The organism is Cryobacterium psychrophilum (genome assembly GCF_004365915.1).
GTDB classification, from domain to species: domain Bacteria; phylum Actinomycetota; class Actinomycetes; order Actinomycetales; family Microbacteriaceae; genus Cryobacterium; species Cryobacterium psychrophilum.
Genome location: NZ_SODI01000002.1, coordinates 37,427 through 57,902 on the forward strand (window position 1 = coordinate 37,427; position 20,476 = coordinate 57,902).

Below are 20,476 nucleotides of genomic sequence, written 5' to 3' on the forward strand. Positions count from 1 at the left end.
TGTACACAATCGTCCGTGGATAAGAGCCGCATTAGCCAGCTCGAGCACGAGAACGCGATTCTGAGATCCGAGCTACGCGGGATGACCAGCGCACTCCGTGTAGCTCATACGTTACTTATGAAGGCCACACCTGACGCTGGATCCTCATTCACCCATCGAGACTCACAAAACCCCAGCCGGTTCGATAAGACCCACCCGTGCCTTCGTTAGTCAGCACCCATGCTGAGGTATCGGTAGACGGTAGCGCGGCTGGATCCGATGATTTCTCCAATATCGGCGGGTTTGAGCCCTTGGGCCTTCAGGTCGTGAGCGCGCTTGACGTTGCCATGGTCGGCGGTGATTTCGCGTCGTCCTGCTTTGCGTCCGTGTGAGGCCGCAACGGCCATGCCGGCGCGGGTCCGCTCGGAGAGTTGGTCGCGTTCGAGTTGAGCGAAGGCGGAGATGATGGTGACCATGGCCCGGGCGATGGCGCCGCCCAGTTCGCTGTCCGGGTCGGTGACGATGCCGTCGCGCAGGGAGCGGAACTTAATGCCGCGATCGGTGAAGTTATCGAGCAGCTCCAACAGGTGGCGGGTGTTGCGTCCCAACCTGTCCAGTTTCCACACGACAACTTCGTCGCCTCGGCTGAGGCGGTCGAGCATTTTGTCCAGTTCGGGACGACTGGTTTTAGTCCCGCTGATGCCCTGATCGCGGTAGATACGTTCGCAGCCGGCCGCTTCAAGCTCCAGGATTTGCAGTTCTGTGTTCTGATCCGTCGTGCTTACCCGGGCATACCCAAGACTCGTCATAAGTTTCAGCTCCCACTGTCTCGGCAAAGGCGGTCTACAAGCGATCTTGAGAATACCAGAGTGAGACAGGTTGTTGAGAATCCGGGGGTGCGGAGATGCTGCGGACGACAGGGATCTGAGATTCTCCGGGAGGGGCGACATCACGTCGGTCAGCCGTCCTATCAAAGGAACCATTGTCGAGATACCCACTGGGAATCGTTGCACACGGGTGGGGCCCTCTCCATCTGGGAGTTTGCCCGACTTGGCCCGACGGGCGGCCGAAGGTTCGACAGGTCTTACTACCGGCGGAGCCGCCGCCACGGAAACCGCGGGTGCGGTCCGCTTCCGTGTGGATGACACTGGTCTCTGTGATCAGTTCTAATGAGGCGGACCCGAGTCAGGTCCTGACGCGGGTTGCGCCGCGGATGGTCCGAGTTCTAGGCGGTCTGTTTCGTCAGGACCGGCGTCTTCGTTCGCCGTCTTGTCTGGGGGTGACCTTGACCGATGAGGATGGCGATGATCACGATGGTTCCGCCGACAATTTCGTTCCAATGGATCGTTTCTCCCAGGATCAGGACGCCGAGGATGACGCCGCCAATTGGGGTGAGGTACGTCACTGTAGAGGCGACGGTTGCACCCCAGGCGTTGATGACGTTGGTGTACCAGATGTAGGCAAGGCCTGTTCCCACACCGCCCAGGACGACGACACTGGCAACTATTTCTGGGCTCAGCGTGACCGTGCCGGTGCCGATTGACGGGGTGAGCAGCAGGATGAGAATGGCGCCGGCACCAATTTGTGATGCGGAGATTGTGATTGCGTCGTAGTCGTGGTCCCGGGCGAATCTTCGGGTGTAGACGAATCCGATGCCGTAGCAGGTGGTCCCGCCCAGGCAGGCCAGCTGAGCCCAGAGGAATGTTTCGCTGCCGGTATCAGTGACGCGTGCGCTCCACGGCGCGGCGACGAGGACCACTCCAGCGGCCGCAATGAAGAGACCGAGCATCTTGACCCGCGTTAGCCTTTCGCTCGGCAGGATTGCCAGGGCAACCAACATCGTTGCGATCGGAGTTGTGGCGTTGTAGATGCTGGAAAGTCCGGCGGGAAGATATTGCGCGGCCCAGGAGAAGAGGAGGAATGGAATGACGCACATGACGGCCCCGATGGCGGCGAGGTGACCCCATACGCGTAGTCCGCGCGGCCACCGTCTGCGTGTCACCACCATGATGAGCGCTAAGACGAGGGCGCCGCAGAGCAGGCGGCCCAGCACGACCTGGGCTGGCGACAGCCCGCCGACGGCGACCTTAATGAAGAGAAAGCTGGCTCCCCAGACTGCAGCCGCACCCACGTACTGAGCGGTTAGGGCCACACCGGAGGCGCCGTGCGGCGCTGGTGCCATTGTGTTCGACATGATGACTCCTTTCGTCACACAAGTCTTGAGTAGACTCATGTCATGAATCAAATGCATTCATCACATGCGGTCATGTCGAAAATCGATGGTTTGTCGATAACCCTGCGCCAACTCACTGTTTTCGTAGCCGTCATCGATCAATCCGGTTTCGGCGCGGCAGCCGATCACCTGCACATGAGCCAATCCGCGGTCTCACACGCCCTCGCCGCTTTGGAACGATCCGTGGGTTTGCCCCTCATCATTCGTGGTCCGCAGATCGCAGCGACTCCGCTGGGTGAGGCTGTGCTCCTACATGCCCGCAGTGTGCTTGCCAGCCTCCGGGCGTTGGAGGCTACTGTTGACCTCCATCTCACTGGCGCTGCGACCGGCACGGTTCGCCTCGCCGCGGCTCCCACGGCCTCACGTCGCCTGGTGCCGGCACTCTTGCGGCGGTGGCGCGCCGAACTGCCCGGGCTGGACATTCGGCTGTTCGAGGGCGACGATGACGAACTCGAATTGTGGCTAGAAAGCGGCATCGTCGACGCCGCCGTCCTTATCGATCCTGACCCGTCCCCTGAAGGGTCCGTCGTCCTCGCGCGGGACGATTTCCGCGTCGTAATGCGGTCCGACCATCCCCTCGCTGGCCTTAAGCGCGTCATGTTGGCGAGCCTCCAAGACGATCCGCTCCTGTCTTCGTCCAGCGGTAGCGAGCCGAAAATCGCGGCACTCCACAAGCTGGCAGGCGTGCCCTACCAGCCTGCGCAGCGGGTGCATGAGTGCACGACATTGATAGGTATGGTGGAGGCGGATCTCGGTGTCGCGATCCTTCCCTCTCTCGCCGACTCGATGCTGACCAAGGACCTCGTCATGGTTGAACTCGAACCACGTCTGGAACGTACCCTCGTCTTCTCTGGTCCACGAGATCGACCGTGGAACCCGAGTGTTGAACGAATGCGCGATATCGCCGCTGGCGCCCAAATGCATTTTTAGCCTTTGCATCAAACCGGCAGGTTGCGCGTCTCGAAACCTCCGTCTCGCTTCCCATCCGTTTCACCGATGAGAGGCGCCCGAAGTCCGCAGCCGGGACGGGTCAACCGGCGCTGGGAGCAGTGCGGCCCCGATGCGACAGCCCGGATCTATATGGTTTTGCAACAATCGGCACCGAAACGTCAAACACCTTGTGGTCGGCGCGACTCTCGGTATGACCGTGCTCGTCAGGGACCCTCGAGCAGAATCCACGCTCTCGCCCAAGGCTTCTCGGCGGGCCCTACTCCGTCGGTGCGAGCTCCCAAGCCAAGACCAGGTCAACGAGTCCGGGGAATCGCTCATTGAGGTCAGCCAGTCGAACCCGGCTGCGCCGCTCCAACCCGTATTGCCGCTGAGTGAGGACCCCCGCCTCGCGCAGTGCTTTGAAGTGATGCGTCAGTGTCGATTTAGGACGATCAAACCCGAACCAGCCACAGGTGTGGTCGAACTCATCGGATGAGGTCAACAACCGCTGGACGATCGTGAGCCGCAATGGCTCGGACAGGACTGCGAAGACCTTGTCGAGCCGGATCTCATCGGAGGTCGGCTCAGGAAGACGCGGCGGTCGTTCCCGTTCGGTGGGCGGGGTGACGTACGTCGGGGTAAGAAGGTTCAGCACATGAGGAGACATTGTTGTTCGACTTTTCTCGTACTTGGCGGTAAGTTCGTTTTCATGCGAACTAGTACGAGTTTAGTCGGACAAGCCTTGGATGGCCAACGCACCAGCACCGAGCCGAGACCGCTCGGCAGACCCAATAGCGGTTTGGGCTGGTCCATCGCCGCAGCCGCAACGGTGACGGCGGTATTCCTGCTTTCTAACTCAGCAACCCCCTTGTACGGGTACTGGCAGGCCGAATGGGGGTTCGAGTCAGGCCTGCTGACAGTCATCTTCGCGACGTACATCGTCGGCCTGGTGGCAGCATTGATTATCTCCGGACGTCTGGCAGACCGGTTCGGTCGCAAGGTGGTTCTTGTTCCGGGCTTGGCGGCGGCGGTGATCGCGTCAATGTTGTTTTTTGCTGCACAAGATGTGATGTGGCTTCTGGCCGCCCGGCTACTCGCCGGCGTTGCCGTCGGCACGGCTGTAACCGCGGGTATGGCCGCGGTGGTCGACCTCGCACCCGAACACCGCAAACGCACGAGTTCGCTCATCGCTTCTGTCTCGATGGTTTTCGGCGCGGGTCTTGGACCGCTCTTGGCCGGCGGCCTGGCCGCGGGAGGATCACCGTCTACCCAACGGCTCGTGTTCACAGTCGTAGTGTGCGTCGAAGTCGCAGCGCTGCTGGTGGCGATCGCGCTTCCGCTGAAACGACCCGTCACACAGAACAAAGTTCGTCTGCTGGCCTGGCCATCGGCTCCGCGGGAAAACCGCCGCGAACTCCGATGGGGCATCGGCGCGTTTGCGCCGGGCATCACCGCCACATCCTTCGTGCTCTCCCTCGGCCCGACCGTGCTCGGCCACGTTGGTGCGCCAGGTGCCTTCGTGACCGGAGTGGTCGCCTGTGCCATGTTCCTGGTGGCTACCGGTATTCAGTTCGCGCTCGCCCGCCTGACCACTCGCGCTCACCTCGCATTGAGCTCGACCACCGCAATAGCCGCGATGGTCTTCATGGTCCTGGCCGTCACAGTCGTACCGTTTGCTGCCGCCGCGGTCATCGCGGCACTCCTCGCTGGCGCCGCACAAGGTCTCGGCCAGCTCGCAGGCCTGTCGCTGATTGCCACGCACATCACCCCAGGAAAACGTGCAGAGTCCAATGCTGCCCTGAACATCTGGGGCTACATCCCCGCAAGCATCGCTTCAGTCCTGGTGGGATACGCAGCCGACGCGTTCGGTCTCTCCATCTCAGTCACCCTTTTTGCCTCAACCCTGACAGCCGCGGCGATAGTCGCGCTCATCGCAACCGGCGTCAGCGTAAAGCGACACACTGCCGAGTCCGTCACCGAAGAAGAATCAGCATGACCCGCCCGCTCGTTATCGTCGCCCATCCTGACCTTCGGAACTCTCGCGTCAACCAAGCGTGGCTCACAGCGCTGAGGAGCAGCAACGATACCGACGTCCACATCCTTGGCGACACCATCTCGAATTCACCGATGTGCGTAACCACTGAGCAAGAGAGGTTGTCCGCGCACGACCGGATCATCCTGCAGTTTCCCATTCACTGGTACAGCGCTCCGGCGCTGCTCCACGCGTGGCTCGACGCAGTTCTCGAGCGCGGTTGGGCGTACGGGCCCGGTGGACGCGCATTGGAAGGCAAGGAACTCGGCATCGCCGTTTCCACTTCGTCCAGCGCAGAGGACTACTCCACGCTCGGCCGCTACCGCCGAACTCTCGACGAACTCACCGCAGCCTTCGAGGTCACCGCAATCCGTGTCGGCATGACCTATCTCGGCGGCCACTTCCTCACTGGGGTCGGTCACGTCACCGACGAACAGCTCACGGTCGACACGCACGAGTACGTCGCCTGGACCGTCCAGGCAACCTGAGCCTCTCCGCCCGCCTGCCGAAGTCAGGCCGCTCTCTGCAACCGCTGCTGCTGCGGCTCTGCGAGATACCTCCAATCCTTCTGCGAACCGGAAACTGGCGAGGTAGTGCGCTCCGCGCGACGCAATAATCGTGATTTCGCCGCAAGAAACGCGCACTCGACGCCACTCCTGACACTCTTTGTGAGACATCTCGTAACCCATGAGATGCAAGACATAGAGGTCTGCTGCCGTCCAGCCGGAGGCGATCACGGAGAGCCGCCAAAGAGCGGAAGTATCAACGGCGAGGGGCATGACGACGAACTGGTTGCCTGTCCCGCTTAAGGAACCTTTACTGAGATGCTTTCCGCGTTCACTACGAGCTTCTTCGGACATCTGGTCGATGAGCTCATTGAGCGTCACCAGCCAGTGGCTTCGGGTGTCTCGCAACTCACTCGCCACCCATGAGATAGGAGACACCCGGATAGCGAAACGACACCCTCGAGCTCGTCCGTATCACGCCCCGTCATCGGGCAGTTTCTCGGGACACCTAAACGGCGTTCCGCCGACCAGCAGCGAGCTCGATCGCTGTAACGGCGGGGGAATGCCCGCAGATCGTCCGGCTTGCGGGCACCGATATTAGGAGCATCGGCCGAATACCGGTCAAACGAGTCAACCAAATCGATAGCAGTCCTAGCTAGATCCGCCCACGTTCGGGTCTGCCTCGAAGAGCGAGAGTAAAGAATCGCTGCGCTGTGGAGACGCCGCTATTGGTGCCTTAGTGAAGGTGGAGGGCTATTCCGGTTCTGAAGAAATTGTCTCCATCGAGCCATAGGACTCCCGTGGTATCGAAGCCACGGTCCTTTCATCCCGCGTCCAACCGACGCGTATTTTCCAGTAATGATGTCCCGCAGCCATTCCCGGTTGTGTGAGTCTCGGAAATAGACGTAGGAGTACGTCTCTGAAGAGGGTCGTTCCATGCGGAGTCGGAAGCCCACGTGCGCACCTGGGAGTAGCACATAGCTCCCGTTGAACTTTAGGGGGATGCGATCACCACCAGTTGGTTGACGGACGATCAAGTAGGCAAGAGGGACGGGTGTGTCACCTGCGTTGAAGAATTCGTATTTGGCGGTCGAGTAGCTACCCATGTGCGTCGTACTCACGATGTAGGAAGTGAAACGTTCCGCTTCAGCGCGTTTAGATAGAATCCGATCTGCCCGGAAGACTTGGAACGCCCAGAACAGGGCCCCTACTGTGGCAATGGCCCCGACCCATTCAGCTACGTTCCCCAGCTGCAATGTACTGAGCAGCCTGCCCATGCCGTTCCAAAATACATCCACGCTACAAGGTAGCGAGTTTCTGACAGGGTTTGCGGACAGCAGGGCAGGTTATGGCACACCTGGTCGCATACGAACGGGAGCGGTGGCCACTCCGCAAGACGCGGATGGACGGCGAGAGGGCGGTGAATTCCGCCGTGACTGGCCTAGGCCGTAGTGCGCGAAGAGCGGCGCGATGCTCAGTGACGGAATTCCGGGGTTGCTCACCGGCCGAGTTACTCACGGCCGCACCCAGTTTGGCGGAGCGGTCGCGTTCGTGTTCAACCACGCCCGCTCAGACGCATCATCGTAGAGAACGACGCGCGCCCTCTGCTTCAGGAGTGCCAGGACGTTCGAATCTTCCGGGTACCCAGCAGCGCTGGCGAACCGCTGTCGCATCTCTTTCGCTGTCAGATCCAGCTCGTTAGCGCCACGACGCCAGTACAGGATCAAATCGGCATCATCATTGTGCCGAAGCCCATCGATGATGGCACGCCACCACCACCGGTCAGTATCTCCCAGCGAGCATCCGAAGACGATGAACAAGTCAGTTGCGGAGAACAGGTCCGCGTACTTAACGCGATTCTGCGCCCAGTAGGGCTTCGACAGCTTCCGTGATTCACCATCCGCCTCATCGATGCCGAACAATAACGACCTCGGCGTGTATTGGATACCGTGAGGATGGACCACGTCGGACACCAAGTTCGCGACCATGTAGAAATTAGAACGCTCGCGTCCGCCTACGTGGCCGAGAGGGTTCGGGTGGAACTCGATGTTTCGATCTGACCATTTGTGCGGATGCGGATCGAACTGTTCCTGGTCGAGGTAGACGAAGTCATCGAGCAACGTCGTGTAGTTGAAGTTGACGAACTTGAAGTTGAAGACGTCGCCAATCGCCAACCTCTGAATCAGACGCAGCTTCTGATACTCATCAGGATCCTCGATATCACCGAGGAACTCCGTGAAGCTGACCATCGTCTGGTTCTGAAATGCGGCGTTTTCACCGAGACGAGAAAGAACGTCAGGGGTAGCAACTTGGTCAAGAAAGTTTGCGAACTCCCGCTGAATCTTCCTCACGTCTGTGGAGATCCGGTCGGGCCGAACTCGATCGATCGTGCGGAGCGACTCAATCACGTTCTCTACGTCGCTCCAGTTCTCGGCACCAGTATTCCGCAGCGCTTCCATGCGCTCGAGGATGAGGTTCGTTGCGTCGAACTTCCGGTATTTGAGGTAGTGATAGAAAGACTCGTATCGCGTGTCAGTGGATGACCCAAGTCCTGACAATGCCTGTATATCGAACCCGTTACCCACCAGTGCCATGATGTTGTGCTGCGACGGAACCGCCTGAAAGCGACTCGTGAAGTCTTCGTAGGCCAAGGATAGTTCTTCTCTCTGTGTCAACGCGCGCGGAGGTACCGGCCCGTTTCAGCAAGGTCTAGTGCGTAGCGCCAGGCAACTGACCCGACTCGAGCCTCGTCTGCCAGGTATCGAGGATGAACTCGGCCACGGTCACAGTCGCGTTAAGCGCCAGCCTGGCATGCCGCGCTAGCGCGGCGCTCCGTTCGCTTTTGCCATGATCGATGCCTAGCTCATTGCGCAGTTCAGCGAGCGTTCCCACAGTCGTCACGAGGGTTCGGAGGATTTTCTGCGATGACTCGCTTCCGCGAGCTGAGGCGGGAACCGATTCAGCATTTAGGGCGAGCAAGTCCGCAACCTTCCGGTAGAGCTGCGGTACGTCGTCGCTCTTTGGATAAGCAACAGAACTCTGATTAAGGACGATCCTGAGCAGGCTCTCCAGCAGACTCTTGCACGCAGAAATCGATGCAGCCGGGTCTGCGACCAATCCGTTCCTTATGCGCGTGAGATGCTCCTGAAGCACAACGGGATCTGTCAGAGGTCGCTCGTGAAGCCTGAGTTCCGGTGACGATCCGTGAAAAGAATCGACCCTCTGCCAGCCGTACACGGCGTGCCCACTGATCCAATCGATCGGGTGCAGCTCGTAACCATCGGCCCGCAACATCCCGTTTAGGCTGGTGAGAACCTCTGCAACTTCCGCTTCGTCGGGCCGCACGATCGGATGAATCATCTCGGCGAGCAACCTGAGAAATTCAGCGTCGTTTACATGGAGCAGATTGAAGCGCGCATCAGTGAAGACCCACCCCGCGCCCCAATCGTCGTTCCGAACCTGGTGCTGGTAAATGTCGTCATACGCGTGGGTGTACCGGGTGTCAGTGCTCCGCATGGTTCTAAGGTCGTATATTCGAGCGAGGAAATTCGGCTCGTCGAGCGTGCCGGACCAAGAAAACGGGGCCAGGGCGATCGAATCAGCGATCTTGCGACGCGTTACCTGTGAGATCCGATGCTGGGGTGTGGCCATACGACAGATCTTATGTGCGTTGCGCGGACTAACCTCGCGCCGATGCGATCACTCGAGGCCGAGTGATCGTCCCAGCCGCGAGCTGACCTGTTCGCCGAATCGACGGTCTCTCGAAAGGGCGTAATCATATTATTGCTCGGTGTAAGGGCTCGATTGCGGCCTCGGAGATGGACTTCGACGTTGTTGTCCCGCCCGACTCTCTCTGGGTCATGGGTGATAACCGCGGCAACTCTCAAGATTCTCGCTACCACCAGGATGACCCCGGTAACGGGCTTGTCCCGTTACCGGATGTAACCGGGCGGGCCTTTGTCATCAATTGGCCGGCGAGTCGATGGACATTCCTCGACGACTACCCAGTCGTTTTCAGTGGCGTGCGAGATGAGCCCTCGCCGACACCTTGAGGTGTCCCGCAAGAGGTTCGGTTTGCGGGCCCAGTTCTGTGATTAAAGCAGCCATCGATGGCTAGTCGACCCTTTCCTCATTTCAGTATTGGATTGTGAACCCTCCAACGCGAGTTTCGCCATCGTTTTGATAGACGGGGACCGAAACGGTTTTCCCCGCCATGGAGTCTTGCCACGCGAGTGCTTGCTCCGGGGACGTGAAGGTTGCTGCTTGTTCGCTGCCGTCTGCCTGGGCAAGTTCCCCAGCATGAATAAAGCCGTCATTTCCATTAGTCGCGATGACTGCAATCAAGTCCGGCTCACCGCCTTCGTTCAGCGCGCCATACGTCTCGCCGTTGTCGTTAACGGCCCACTCTGTGGTCCGCTCGCTGACGTACGTCGCGGCAATAGTCCAGCTGGATTCTGGTGGGGTCGTGATGGTGATGGACTGCTGTCCCGGCGAGAGAGTCAGCGTGTAGCGGCCACCGCCGGTGGCTTGACCGACGTCGTCCATGGTGCAGCCGATGCTTGCGCCGTCCTCAAAGGTGAACGTTCCCGGAGTCAGACAGGTCAGGGAAACGAAAACACCTGTTGCCCCGTCAGGCACAGCGCCCAGCTGGACAGTGTCTGTTCCCGTCGCCGTTTTCACCACGGATGCACCAAGTTCGGTGACGTCTTGGGTGCCGGGCATGGTCAACAGGCCTGTGGCAGCAGCAGCACCACCGATCAGGATGCTCGCTCCGGCAAGGATGCCCGCTCCGAGACGGAGGTGTCTGCGCCAGAAGGGGACGGTCGACGATGGCGCGGAAACGCGCGCGTCCAGCTCGTTGCGAACTGCAGCCGAAAATACCGGGTCAAAATCGATCTGCGTCATGCGCGCGCCTCCGTCAGTTGCTCTCGAATTTTTCCTTTGGCCCGATGCAGACGAGTGCGGGCTGCCCCGTCGGAGAGTCCCAGCAGAGTCGCAGCCTCGGTGACCGCATAGTTCTCCAGGACAACCAAGACGACGAGGGAAGCATCCGCAGGCTTGAGCATCTTCATGGCGGCTTTCATGTAGCCGACTGACTCGCCTTCCTCGATGTGGGCGACAGCAATCTGCTCGGCGTCAGCTGTGGCATCCGCTCGCGGCAGCGAATCAAAAAGTATGCGGTACCGTCGAGTTCCGCGGCTGACGTTGCGAGCGATGTGGCCGGCCGTTACCAGCAGCCAGGGAAGGACCGAATCGCTGACGAGGATGACGCTGGCGCGGCGGCGCCACAACTCCAAGAATGACGCCGACGTGACTTCTTCAGCATCATGGGCGTTGTCGACCAGACGTAGAACGTGGCGAAACACCCGGTCACGATGAGTGTCGAACAGTGACGTGAACGCGCGGCCATCATTGGCGCACGCACGCGTCCAGACTTCGACTTCGCTCACCACACCAGTATCCATATCCTGTAATGTCCGCCCATCTTCAAAACGTTACAGTTGGCTGCGGCCGATAGCTCTTTGCATCGGAGCGGCATGGCTGCAATCCGAAAATCGCGCATCCACGCGGCCCACAACCATTCAATCGAACTCAATCTTTCGATTCCCGTAAGGGGTTCCTCATCTGACACCATCGCGGCCGGCAACTTGTGTAACTATGCCGCCATTTACTTCTGAAGAGTGATACTTTCCCACCACTCGGACTCTACGGTTCGAGTGATTGAAGATTCGCGTGCTCATCATGTAATCGCGGTGTTCCAAGCTCCGTCGTCCATAGAATCCGATCACGAATCTGGTGGTCATTCCCGAAGAGAGGAGACAGGTTCATCAATGGTGCAGTCATCCTAGGTCCGCTTCTCCCGCGCTGGGCAGACGCTAGGCGTTCCGCCTCTTCCTCACGCCATGCCGTCAGCGCCCGCGGGAACATCAGCACGATTTCGCCGAGATGGCCAACTTCTGCGGCCTCCGCCGTTACCGTCTCGTCGTCGACTGTCACCAGGACCCGGACCTGGGTCGCGGTATCCCGACCAGAATTACTCACGACGTAAGTACCGGGTTCTAGCCAGTTACAGTCCCAATCGACATCGTGCTCCTCAGTGGATCGCATTGCACTCTGGCGGGAAATCTGATTCGCCTCTTCGGATAGCGAGTTCGCGGCCACGGAAATCGCATTGGCGGCCGTCGCGATCCGATTGGCCTCCATGGCCTCCTGCTTGGCCTGATGCGCCTTAACCAAGCCGACAATGCCGACGATGAGTCCGCCCACCCCGACGATGAACGCTACGGCTACACCCGCCCAAGTTCCCGATTCTCCGGCCGCCGCTGTCATTTCGATGAAGGTCATGAACCGACTCTATGCGTTGGTGCGAAACAGGCCAGTCCTCCGTATCGAACGTGTAGATCATGCCTTCGGTCAAGACCAGAAAATAGGCGAGGCACGCGAATCTGCCGCCTCAGCCGGTTTAATACGGCCAGCGTCAGTCGGGGGGTGGCTGTGGAGTGCGGCTCCGCTCGAAAGTACCTATAGATAGTTCTATACACGTGTTATAGAATGGTCTATAGGAGGTGGTTTGTATGACCACGATTAGTTACCGTCCTGAGGTTCAGAGGGCGCGGACGTTGCGCCAGCGGCTTGATCTTGACCGTCTCGATTACCTTCGGGAGTTGCGGCGTTTGGCTGCGATCATGAGTCAGACGGAGCTTGCGTCGCAGTTGGGGGTGAAGCAGCCGACGATTCATTCTGCGTTGCGGACGGCGGCAAAGGTGGCGGAGCCGGTGCCGGGGTTTTCTGGTGCGTCTGCGTATGAGATTGCGCAGCGGTATGCCACGGGGGAGTTGACCCGGGCTCAGCTCGTTGATGAGTTGGGCCGGTGGGTTTACCCGTCGGAGGCGCCGACGGATGGTTTTGATTCGCTCTTGGTGTCTGCTTCTGGGTCATTCGATGAGGTGGGGCGCGCACTGAGTGAGGGACTCATTGACGGTGCGATTTACGATGCGATCTTGGATCGTGCTGCGGATTCCTCTCAGTAGTGGCTGTCGCTCGGGGCGCGATTGACGCCCATCGCGCGAGTGTGCGTGCGCTGGCCAAGCCGGGTCAGGCGCTCGCGCCGGATGGCCCTCATGCCACGGTGCGCAATCCTGAATGGTTCCGTTATGTTGGCGGTCGCGCCGTTGTGAGGAGTGGTCGGGCGGAGCTTCATGATCGGCTCATTCGAGACGTTGTGGAGAGTCGTCCTGGGGTTCGGTTCGAGAGTCGTGCGATCGTTCTTGCTGGGCCGCCTGGTGCCGGCAAGAGCACGGTATTGCGTGACGAGATCCTGGGGGATACAGCTAACGGGTGGCTGACCATTGATGCAGATGATTTCAAGCATGCGTTGCTTCAGGTGGCGATCGATGATGGCAGTTATGAAGCGTTTCTGAAGCCTGCCGTCGTAAGGGATCATGAGGCGGCTGGGGAGAGGTTCTTCCCGCTGGAGTTGGCGTCGCTCGTTCATGAAGAATCGTCTGAGCTCGCGAAGCGGCTCCGAGGAGAAGCGATACGCGCCGGGGCGAACATCGTTATCGACACGGTTCTGTCGTCCGAGGTCTCGGCTTTGGGGCTGGGAAAGCAACTCGAGGCGGCAGGTTACGGCGTGGACGTGGTGGATGTGGAAGTGCCGTATGAGCTTTCTGAGTCCCGCATTGCGAAGCGGTGGCAACAGTCATACGAAGTTGCTCTTGAGAGTGGCGAGGGTCTCGGGGGCAGGTGGGTCCCGAGCGAATATGCACGGGCTGTTTTTGATGGCCCGGAGGGTCGTTCGTTCCCGGAGTTTGTTGCCGAGCGTTTGGCGGCGGAGTGCGGTGCGGTCGATCACTACCGGCGGTTCCGAACTGCAGCTGAAGGTGCCGACCGTGTGCTGGAAGTTGACAAGGTGCGACTAACGCCGCAGAGCAAGCTTGTTGACGCAAGTGTTGCGGCGGTTCGCTCGCGTGCGACCGATGGTCTTGCTTCCCCGCGGCGTCCCGCGCCGAGGGCACGGGACGGCCGTGGTCGGGATGATCGCGGACGTGAGTAGCGTCATCAGCATCGCCTGGCGGTCGGATTGACGCTGTCTCAGTCGTTGCCGCGTTCACGCGCAGCTCGGCGGCGGCTCGGTGACGTTTCGAAGCGCGTTGAAGTAGGTCGCGATCGATGCCACGGAGCCGCGCCGGACGCGCCTATGCTGCATCCCGTGATGTTCGCCAGCGTATGACGTCTGCTGTGTTGTAGCGGATGAGGCCAAGGCCGATGCCGTGGTAGTTCGGTCCGGCGATGCCAAGTCTCATTTTCCGGAGCTCCGTAAGGGATATGCCCAGCGCATCGCTGGCTTGGTCCGGTGTCATCAGGGGCGACGCCGGTGAGGTGCAGGTTGTTGTGGTCATTTGGCTTGGTCCTTTGTGAGCGTGTCGATGATGGTCACGTCGTTGGTTCCGGTGATGGTGAGCGTGTTTGCGAGGGTGTAGCCGTGGCGGCCGTAGGCGCGAAGGTCGTCGAGGCGTTCGGCAACTTTTCGTGCGCGCGCCGCGTGTTCCAGGTCGCTGACGGGCAGGGTCGTCTGCAGGGTGCTGAATTCCATTGCAGGGCGCCTACTCGCCGGTGAGGGAGGGGTGGTCGCGCAGGGCGGCTATCTTCGCGATCCAGTCGGGTCGGAAGCCTGACCAGGACACCAGGCGGGCGATGACGACGGGTGCCGTGGTGTAGCCGAACTGTTTCATCAGGTCGGTGGCCTGCGCATCGGTTGTGAGGTCGATGACGGTGTACGGCAGGTCGGCGGCGTCGAGTGCGCGTGTGGTCATCGTGCATTGCATGCAGTTCGGCAGCGCGTACACGGTGAGCGGTTCATTCATGGTGTGGTCCTCTCTATAACCCCATTGCCTTTTGGCGCACGCCGATTTACAGCGTCAGGGGTGAATTGGCCAGGGACCGTGGAATACCGGAGGGAGCGCAGCGAGTGAGGATATGCCGCGAAAGCCCTTGCCAAGAGAGGAATGATGCGTACGATAAACAGCCGAAAAGGCAACGGAGTTGCACGAAGAAGCCCCGTCGAGCACAGCTCGACGGGGCTTGTTCGTTACAGGTAAGAGCCGGCGGCTACGCCTCAGTGTTTGGGGTCGTGACCGGGGCAGCGGTGCGTCGCTTGCGTGCCTTCGGCGCGGACTGGCCGGGTGCTTTGACGCCTGTAGCACGGAGGTCTTTTTCGCTCCATCCGGAGGCCAGGGCGGCAGTCCACGCGTGTTCGTGAGCGTGGGTCGCCAACTTCAGTTGCTGGTCTGCGGCGTCGTACTCGTTGCCGGCATCGGCGAGCACTCGTACCGCTTCCACACGCGCGTCCACATTCGCTTCAATGATTGCCCGCGCGCGGGCGGCTGCATCCTCTGGTTTCACATTCGCATCGCTCATGATCATCAGGCTACAGGCAAGGCACACGTCTCAGCCGAGTGTGTGTCAGCCTCCTTTCACCGAAGCACCGAGAGCGGAAACGTGCCATACCGGCAGTGCCGATTTGGAGCAAGCTATACATTTACCAAGGGTAAATGGCTTTCAAATTTGGTCGCGGTGCGCCCGATTTGGCATACTGGGCGTATGGTCCCCGGGTTGTCGGGGTCGCTGCGCTGGGCCGGGAGGGGCGGGATGAGGGCAGAACCTAGTGAACGCCGGTTGTTTGGTCGTGCGCGGCGGGCAAATTCCGTGGTGGCGCGGAAGAAGTTTTACAGCGTGTACGTGAGCCCGGATGAGGATGCGAAGTTGCAGGCTCGTGCGGTGGTGCGGAAGGTGACCGTGCCCCGGTTCCTGTTTGAGTCGGCGATGAATGCGCATATTGAGACGAGTACGGAGCGTCAGGAAGTGATTGCTGAGTTGTTTCGGGTGACACGGTTGATGGCGAACGTGTCGAACAATGTCAACCAGTTGGCGAAGTACGCCAATAGTGAGGGGCAGTTCCCGGCCGAGGCGGCGGGGGTTGTGGCGGAGTACCAGGTGTTGGCCGGTCAGGTTGAGGATGTTATTGAGCGGTTGGCGCAGTCATGATGCCCAACATTCGGCGGGGCGATCAGATGGGCGGACTGATGGTCTACCTAGCTGGTGGAGGCCGGTCGAACGAGCATGAGGAGCAGCACCTGGTCGCGGGGGACGCGGCGATCATGGCGCAGCACGGCTACAGCGTGTTGGACCGCAATACGGCGTTAGCGATCGCGAAGAGCTTGGATGGGCCGCGCCGGGCGTTCGGCACGGAGATCACTCGGATGGCACGGGAGACGGACCCGGCCACGGGGACGGTGACGACGAAACGTGTCGGGGCTGACGTGTGGCATTGCTCGTTGTCGTTGAGGGCCGAAGAGGGCGCACTGTCGGATGAGAAGTGGGGCGTCATCGCGCAGGATTTCGTTGATCGGATGGGTTTCACTGAGGCGTCTGGGAAGGCGGCGTGCCGGTGGGTTGCTGTGCGGCACGGTGTGTCGTTGAATGGGAATGATCACGTACACCTCGCCGTGTCGTTGGTCCGCGAGGACGGTACGAAAGCCAGCACGCATAACGACTTCACACGGGCCCAGGAAGCATGCCGTGATCTGGAACGCGATCATGGTCTGGAGCAGCTGGAGAGCCGCGGCCTCGGTTTGGGGGAGCGTGGTGTGAAGCCTGCTGAGCGGGAGCGTGCCGCACGTATGGGAGCGTCGGAGATCGACTCACACAAGCTCGAGCGCACTGTTCGAGCTGCAGCAACGGCATCCGTCGACGAGGGGGAATTCGTGCGCAGGCTGCGCCGTGGCGGAGCACTGATCCGCCCCCGATACGCGGCCGGCCGGGACGACGTCGTCGCAGGCTACTCGGTAGCCCTTCGCCCCGCAGGCGGGACTCAACCGATCTGGTTCGGGGGTGGTCGTCTGGCCCGGGACCTTACGTTGCCGAGGCTTCGTGAGGGCTGGCCGGATAGCCCGCAGGCGGCGCAGGGCGCCGTGGAGGAGTGGCGTGCGACGGCGAAGAACCCGTGGCAGTACCGACCCGTTGCGCCGGGCCGAGAAGAGAGCACGCCGGCACCGGAAATGTGGAAGCAGTACAGCGACGAAATCGGCCAGCTCCGCAAGCAGCTGCGCGAGGTGCCCGTGACCGACCGTGCCACCTGGGCGCATGTCGCCCGCGAGACAGCTGGCGCGTTCGCGGCATGGTCGCAGCGGGTGGAGGCGACGCCGGGGCCGTTGGCTCAGACGTCTCGCGACTTGGCACGGTCGGCACACCTGCGGGCGCACGAGTCCAAGCCGAAGCCTGTTCAACTGGGGTCGGCGTCGAACGCCGCCATGATCCTCATGCAAGCCGCCAGCGGAGGTACAGGGACCATGGCGGAAGCGATCATGCTCCGCCAGTTGGGCCGTGTATCCGTCGCCATCCTCGACATGCACAGCGCGGTCGGAGACGCCCGCCGCGCCGAACAGATCACGGCAACGCTGCGCACCCAATTCGCAGCGGTCACCGATCGCCTCCCGGCCATACCCAGCAAGAGTACACAATCGGACTCCCGCACACAGTCGGTCGTGGTACCCGACGTGATGCGACGTGCGACCGAGGGTCTTGCCACGCCCGGGACCGGTTCACCGGTTCCGACCACGTTGAATCCCACCAGACGTAAGACACCAGCCACGCCGCACGAGCGTGACGGACACGGAAGAGAATAGGGGCGACAGATCATGGCTGAAGACACCGACGGTGTCGGCGAGACGTTCGACGATTCGCTACGCATCGCACTGACCATCGCAGCGCAGTTCGGCGAACGCATTGCCCGATTGCGCGAACAACTGGCCCGCCAGCGTGAAGCCGGCGCCGTTCAGGAAACGCGCGAGCTCCAAGCACGCTTCGACGCCGAACGCGGAGCAGCCCGCGCCAGCCTCGCGCCTATCCAGCAGGCGGAGTGGTGGGATCAGGCCAGTCCCGACGACATAGCTGGCATGCACGAAACGGCGACGGCGTGGCGCGACTTCGACGACGTTGCCCAGGGCGCCGGCGACACGATCAAGCGCGAGGTCCAGGACCGGTATGGGATCGACGTTGACGCACCCGGAGCGGATCCCGCTGCGGTTGCTGCGGCACTCCGTGACGCCGAGCGCGACCGTGCTGACGCTGCGGCCGAGCGGCAGCGCGCGGGCGAGGACCTCACGATTAGCCAACTCGTGTTTGCCAACGCCGACCGCCTCGACCGGGACGCTCAGGACGGCGCAGAACGGGAATGGAATATCGCTGACCTGGACGAGTTCAGCAGCCGCGACGGGGACGGCGCGACGGGGACCGATCAGGCACGTACCGAGGCCGATTCGGGCGAGCTGGCTTATGACAGTTCCGAGCGGCGCAAACGCTTTGCGGCCAGCCTCGAAGGCACCGCCGATCAGAAAACGATTAACGCCCGAATTCTCGCAGATGGCGAGAACGCCAAGCACCCCCGTGAGGCCGTCATGGCACAGACGGGTACAGGCGCCAAGTCGCGCCGAAACAGCCGGAGTACCGTTCAGCAGCGTGACCGAGGCGGGCTGTCCCGCTGAGAAAGCACCGTGTGATGAACACGGCGGGTGGGAATAAGGCTGAACTGCGTCATTAAGACCAGAGGCGGTCTACGGGCATGACGTGTAAACGGTCGTCAAATGTGTATGACCGTTCTCCCAGGTAGAGGGCGACTCCGGCGATGAACGCGTCTCCTACCGTGTCGCGTAATTTGCGCATGGGGGCAAAGCTTTCACCGGGGACTCTGCTTCCTGCTTTGATTTCGAACGCGATGATTGCGCCGTCGTCGCGTTCGATAACAAGGTCGACCTCATCGTGGTCGTGGGTTCGCCAATGGCCGATCCCGGCTATTCCGTCAATCCAGGACGCCTCTCGCTGTATTTCTCCGACGACGAAGGTTTCGAGGAGATGCCCGAATTCAGTCAGCGATGTTGCGTCGCGGCGTGCCAGTTTCTCGGGGGTGAGACGTAGCAGTCGCGCTGCGACGCCGGAGTCGATGATGTGGAGTTTGGGGGTGGCAGCGGTTCGTGCGGTCAAGGTCGAGTGCCATGCGGGAAGCCGCTGCACGAGGAAGACGGCTTCTAGGAGTTTCGTGTAGCTGTCGGCTGTTCGGTCGTCGAGTGTGATGTCAGTTGCCGCGCGGGCAATGTTGAGTACTTGGGCTGTTTGGCTGGCGAGCCTTCCTAATAGGCGGGGCAGCATGGCGGATTGTCTGATGTTGGAGAGTTCCCGGGCGTCGCGTTCGAGGGTCAACCGGATGTAGTCGTCGAACCAACGATTTCTTGATGCCGCGGTTGTTCGTTCGATCGCGATCGGGAACCCGCCCCGGGTAATGCGTTGGATGTAGTCATCGCGGGTCGTCTTCGAGGCGGATGCTTGTATTGCAGTGGCAGGGGACGAGAAGAGCGTGTCGACAAGGTGGCTTGCGTGTCCTCCGATCTCTGCCTGTGTCAGGGGATAGATGGTCATCCGGTTCAGCCGTCCGGTCAGCGATTGCGCCGCTTTGGGCAACGCGTCATGTCGGGTTGACCCGGCCAGAAGGAAACGGCCCGGACGTGTGTTCTTGTTGAGCTGGGCTTTGATCGCATCCAAAACTAAGGGTGCTTTCTGGTATTCGTCCACACACACCGGGGGCGTGCCCGCCATGAATAGCCTCGGGTCCGCCAGGACGGCATCTCGGGTTGCTAAATCATCCAGGTCGATGACCTCTGCGTTGTGGGCATCAGCCAAGGATTTCAGCAGGGTGGACTTGCCTACGGAGCGTGGGCCTTCCAACAGAACCACGGGCTCTTCGGTCATCCGGTCGCGAATTACGCTGATGGCCCGGCGTTCTACGTGATGTGGCGAAGCTGATGTCATCCCGCAATCTTAGTGCGTTCTACGGATTTCGAGGCACTTGAGCTGCGGATTCCGCACTGGTTGGACTGCGGATTTCGAGGGTGAGGAGTTGCGGCACTCGCTGAGTCCGTGGCTTTGGAGCCAGTAACGACTGGCACATGAGGCGGTGACACGACGTTATTTGTCGTGGAGGAAGCGCACTTCGAGTCGGTTCACTCAAGTAAAAGACCAGCCTGTTTCCTGCCGTTTGGTTTGATAGCGAGCAATTTCCGATGCATTGCCGTTTCAGCTGATCCTGAACGTCAATGTCGACGCGAGGCCCGTGCGAATGATCCGCGAGAAAGGACTGGTGACTAGGCCCTTTGTGTCAGTCTTGGCAGCGTAGAAGAATCCGCTAATTCCGCTGTCCGAAATCCCCGCGGCAGCCCGGTGTCGGCTTCCGTCTCGCTGATCGCTAGGATCGTATCCGATTCCCGTGCCAGCCAGGCCTCGCCGGCGATTCTTCCGACGGATTCCGGTCGCTCGCTCTCCGAGAGCGGCGTGGGCTCCTCCGCAGCGATACTGTGAAAACTTTGCGCGTGCGACGTCGAGAGATCACGGGCCAGCGGTAGGGCGGCCATGTCGGAGAATCACTGGTGGGAGTGGATGATGTCGTAGAGGCCGAGGGCAGACATCCGCTGACGAGAGGCGTCGATGAAGTCTTCGTGGTCGCCCTTGGGTACGAGGGCTGCCGGGCCTGCATCGAGAAAACGCAGGGTGACTCGGGGGTGCAGCTGCACCTTACGTGCGATCGCAGGGGACGAACGCCGGGTGAGAATTTCGACGGTGTGGCCGGCAGCTGCGAGGGCCTCCGCTTGGTTGCGCACGACAACGTTCATTTCGCGTGCATCGCCCGAGCCTGGTTCAGCGCCCGGGGACGTGTGCAGGGAAACGAGCGAGATGCGGAGGGAAGTC

The 20,476-nt window shown here is 60.8% G+C and carries 22 protein-coding genes; 9 read left to right on the plus strand and 13 right to left on the minus strand.

What is annotated here, in order from left to right; genetic code table 11:
• Nucleotides 1-206: 206 nt before the first annotated feature.
• Nucleotides 207-977, minus strand: a complete 771-nt coding sequence (locus EDD25_RS16975; RefSeq protein ID WP_241986610.1) for a recombinase family protein — start codon at nt 975-977, stop codon at nt 207-209.
• Between the two features lie 227 nt (nt 978-1,204).
• Nucleotides 1,205-2,173 carry a DMT family transporter gene (locus tag EDD25_RS16980; protein WP_198418910.1) on the minus strand — a complete coding sequence of 323 codons (969 nt, stop codon included), beginning with the start codon at nt 2,171-2,173 and terminating at the stop codon, nt 1,205-1,207.
• Nucleotides 2,174-2,245: 72 nt separating this feature from the next.
• Between EDD25_RS16980 and EDD25_RS16985 the strand changes: the two genes are divergently transcribed.
• Entirely contained in the window at nt 2,246-3,142 is an 897-nt protein-coding gene (locus EDD25_RS16985; RefSeq protein ID WP_134175713.1) for a LysR family transcriptional regulator, read from the plus strand.
• Nucleotides 3,143-3,419: 277 nt separating this feature from the next.
• On the opposite strand, the gene EDD25_RS16990 is transcribed toward EDD25_RS16985, so the two are convergent.
• Nucleotides 3,420-3,797, minus strand: coding sequence for an ArsR/SmtB family transcription factor (locus EDD25_RS16990; protein WP_241986612.1), 378 nt, complete (start codon nt 3,795-3,797; stop codon nt 3,420-3,422).
• A gap of 144 nt (nt 3,798-3,941) precedes the next feature.
• Here EDD25_RS16990 and EDD25_RS16995 point away from each other — a divergent pair, with 144 nt between their 5' ends.
• Together EDD25_RS16995 and EDD25_RS17000 are read left to right on the plus strand one after the other, a co-directional pair.
• Nucleotides 3,942-5,138 carry an MFS transporter gene (locus EDD25_RS16995; protein WP_198418911.1) on the plus strand — a complete coding sequence of 399 codons (1,197 nt, stop codon included), beginning with the start codon at nt 3,942-3,944 and terminating at the stop codon, nt 5,136-5,138.
• Entirely contained in the window at nt 5,135-5,662 is a 528-nt protein-coding gene (locus EDD25_RS17000) for an NAD(P)H-dependent oxidoreductase (RefSeq protein ID WP_134175717.1), read from the plus strand. The genes EDD25_RS16995 and EDD25_RS17000 overlap by 4 nt, the downstream gene beginning before the upstream one ends.
• 1,532 nt (nt 5,663-7,194) lie before the next feature.
• Here the strand turns inward: EDD25_RS17000 and EDD25_RS17005 are convergent.
• Together EDD25_RS17005 and EDD25_RS17010 are read right to left on the minus strand one after the other, a co-directional pair.
• Complete coding sequence (locus EDD25_RS17005; protein ID WP_134175719.1) at nt 7,195-8,331, minus strand: AbiH family protein; 1,137 nt, start codon at nt 8,329-8,331, stop codon at nt 7,195-7,197.
• A 58-nt stretch (nt 8,332-8,389) separates the two neighbouring features.
• Nucleotides 8,390-9,331, minus strand: coding sequence for an abortive infection family protein (locus tag EDD25_RS17010; protein WP_134175721.1), 942 nt, complete (start codon nt 9,329-9,331; stop codon nt 8,390-8,392).
• Between the two features lie 167 nt (nt 9,332-9,498).
• Here EDD25_RS17010 and EDD25_RS18090 point away from each other — a divergent pair, with 167 nt between their 5' ends.
• On the plus strand, nt 9,499-9,732 hold the full coding sequence (locus tag EDD25_RS18090; protein ID WP_422386809.1) for a S26 family signal peptidase: 234 nt from the start codon (nt 9,499-9,501) through the stop codon (nt 9,730-9,732).
• Between the two features lie 82 nt (nt 9,733-9,814).
• Here the strand turns inward: EDD25_RS18090 and EDD25_RS17020 are convergent, their stop codons facing one another.
• The 3 genes from EDD25_RS17020 to EDD25_RS17030 all read right to left on the minus strand — a co-directional run bounded on the left by EDD25_RS17020 (nt 9,815) and on the right by EDD25_RS17030 (nt 12,025).
• Nucleotides 9,815-10,585, minus strand: coding sequence for a hypothetical protein (locus EDD25_RS17020; protein WP_134175723.1), 771 nt, complete (start codon nt 10,583-10,585; stop codon nt 9,815-9,817).
• Nucleotides 10,582-11,130: an RNA polymerase sigma factor gene (locus tag EDD25_RS17025; protein ID WP_241986614.1), complete on the minus strand. Its 549-nt coding sequence runs from the start codon at nt 11,128-11,130 to the stop codon at nt 10,582-10,584. Before EDD25_RS17025 ends, EDD25_RS17020 begins: the two co-directional genes overlap by 4 nt.
• Nucleotides 11,131-11,386: 256 nt before the next feature.
• Nucleotides 11,387-12,025 (minus strand): hypothetical protein, encoded by a 639-nt coding sequence (locus EDD25_RS17030; RefSeq protein WP_134175727.1) that lies wholly within the window; start codon nt 12,023-12,025, stop codon nt 11,387-11,389.
• A 230-nt stretch (nt 12,026-12,255) separates the two neighbouring features.
• On the opposite strand from EDD25_RS17030, the gene EDD25_RS17035 reads away from it, so the two are divergent.
• Together EDD25_RS17035 and EDD25_RS17040 are read left to right on the plus strand one after the other, a co-directional pair.
• A complete protein-coding gene (locus EDD25_RS17035; protein WP_134175729.1) occupies nt 12,256-12,711 on the plus strand; it encodes a hypothetical protein in 456 nt (151 codons plus the stop codon).
• A 191-nt stretch (nt 12,712-12,902) separates the two neighbouring features.
• Complete coding sequence (locus EDD25_RS17040; RefSeq protein WP_277871707.1) at nt 12,903-13,736, plus strand: zeta toxin family protein; 834 nt, start codon at nt 12,903-12,905, stop codon at nt 13,734-13,736.
• Between the two features lie 342 nt (nt 13,737-14,078).
• Here the strand turns inward: EDD25_RS17040 and EDD25_RS17045 are convergent, their stop codons facing one another.
• The 3 genes from EDD25_RS17045 to EDD25_RS17055 form a co-directional block, all read right to left on the minus strand.
• Nucleotides 14,079-14,276: a hypothetical protein gene (locus EDD25_RS17045; RefSeq protein ID WP_134175733.1), complete on the minus strand. Its 198-nt coding sequence runs from the start codon at nt 14,274-14,276 to the stop codon at nt 14,079-14,081.
• A gap of 10 nt (nt 14,277-14,286) precedes the next feature.
• Nucleotides 14,287-14,547, minus strand: a complete 261-nt coding sequence (locus EDD25_RS17050) for a glutaredoxin domain-containing protein (protein ID WP_134175735.1) — start codon at nt 14,545-14,547, stop codon at nt 14,287-14,289.
• A gap of 244 nt (nt 14,548-14,791) precedes the next feature.
• Complete coding sequence (locus tag EDD25_RS17055) at nt 14,792-15,100, minus strand: hypothetical protein (protein ID WP_134175737.1); 309 nt, start codon at nt 15,098-15,100, stop codon at nt 14,792-14,794.
• Between the two features lie 231 nt (nt 15,101-15,331).
• Between EDD25_RS17055 and EDD25_RS17060 the strand changes: the two genes are divergently transcribed.
• Genes EDD25_RS17060 through EDD25_RS17070 form a run of 3 tightly spaced genes read left to right on the plus strand, consistent with a single transcriptional unit; the run spans nt 15,332 to nt 18,225 of the window.
• Nucleotides 15,332-15,727 carry a plasmid mobilization protein gene (locus EDD25_RS17060; RefSeq protein ID WP_422386810.1) on the plus strand — a complete coding sequence of 132 codons (396 nt, stop codon included), beginning with the start codon at nt 15,332-15,334 and terminating at the stop codon, nt 15,725-15,727.
• Nucleotides 15,724-17,367 carry a relaxase/mobilization nuclease domain-containing protein gene (locus EDD25_RS17065; RefSeq protein ID WP_134175741.1) on the plus strand — a complete coding sequence of 548 codons (1,644 nt, stop codon included), beginning with the start codon at nt 15,724-15,726 and terminating at the stop codon, nt 17,365-17,367. The genes EDD25_RS17060 and EDD25_RS17065 overlap by 4 nt, the downstream gene beginning before the upstream one ends.
• 12 nt (nt 17,368-17,379) lie before the next feature.
• A complete protein-coding gene (locus tag EDD25_RS17070; RefSeq protein ID WP_134175743.1) occupies nt 17,380-18,225 on the plus strand; it encodes a hypothetical protein in 846 nt (281 codons plus the stop codon).
• A gap of 52 nt (nt 18,226-18,277) precedes the next feature.
• Here EDD25_RS17070 and EDD25_RS17075 read toward each other — a convergent pair whose 3' ends face one another.
• Together EDD25_RS17075 and EDD25_RS17080 are read right to left on the minus strand one after the other, a co-directional pair.
• Nucleotides 18,278-19,543, minus strand: coding sequence for an ATP-binding protein (locus EDD25_RS17075; RefSeq protein ID WP_134175745.1), 1,266 nt, complete (start codon nt 19,541-19,543; stop codon nt 18,278-18,280).
• Between the two features lie 608 nt (nt 19,544-20,151).
• Nucleotides 20,152-20,400: a glycosyltransferase gene (locus tag EDD25_RS17080; protein WP_134175747.1), complete on the minus strand. Its 249-nt coding sequence runs from the start codon at nt 20,398-20,400 to the stop codon at nt 20,152-20,154.
• Nucleotides 20,401-20,476 lie beyond the last annotated feature (76 nt).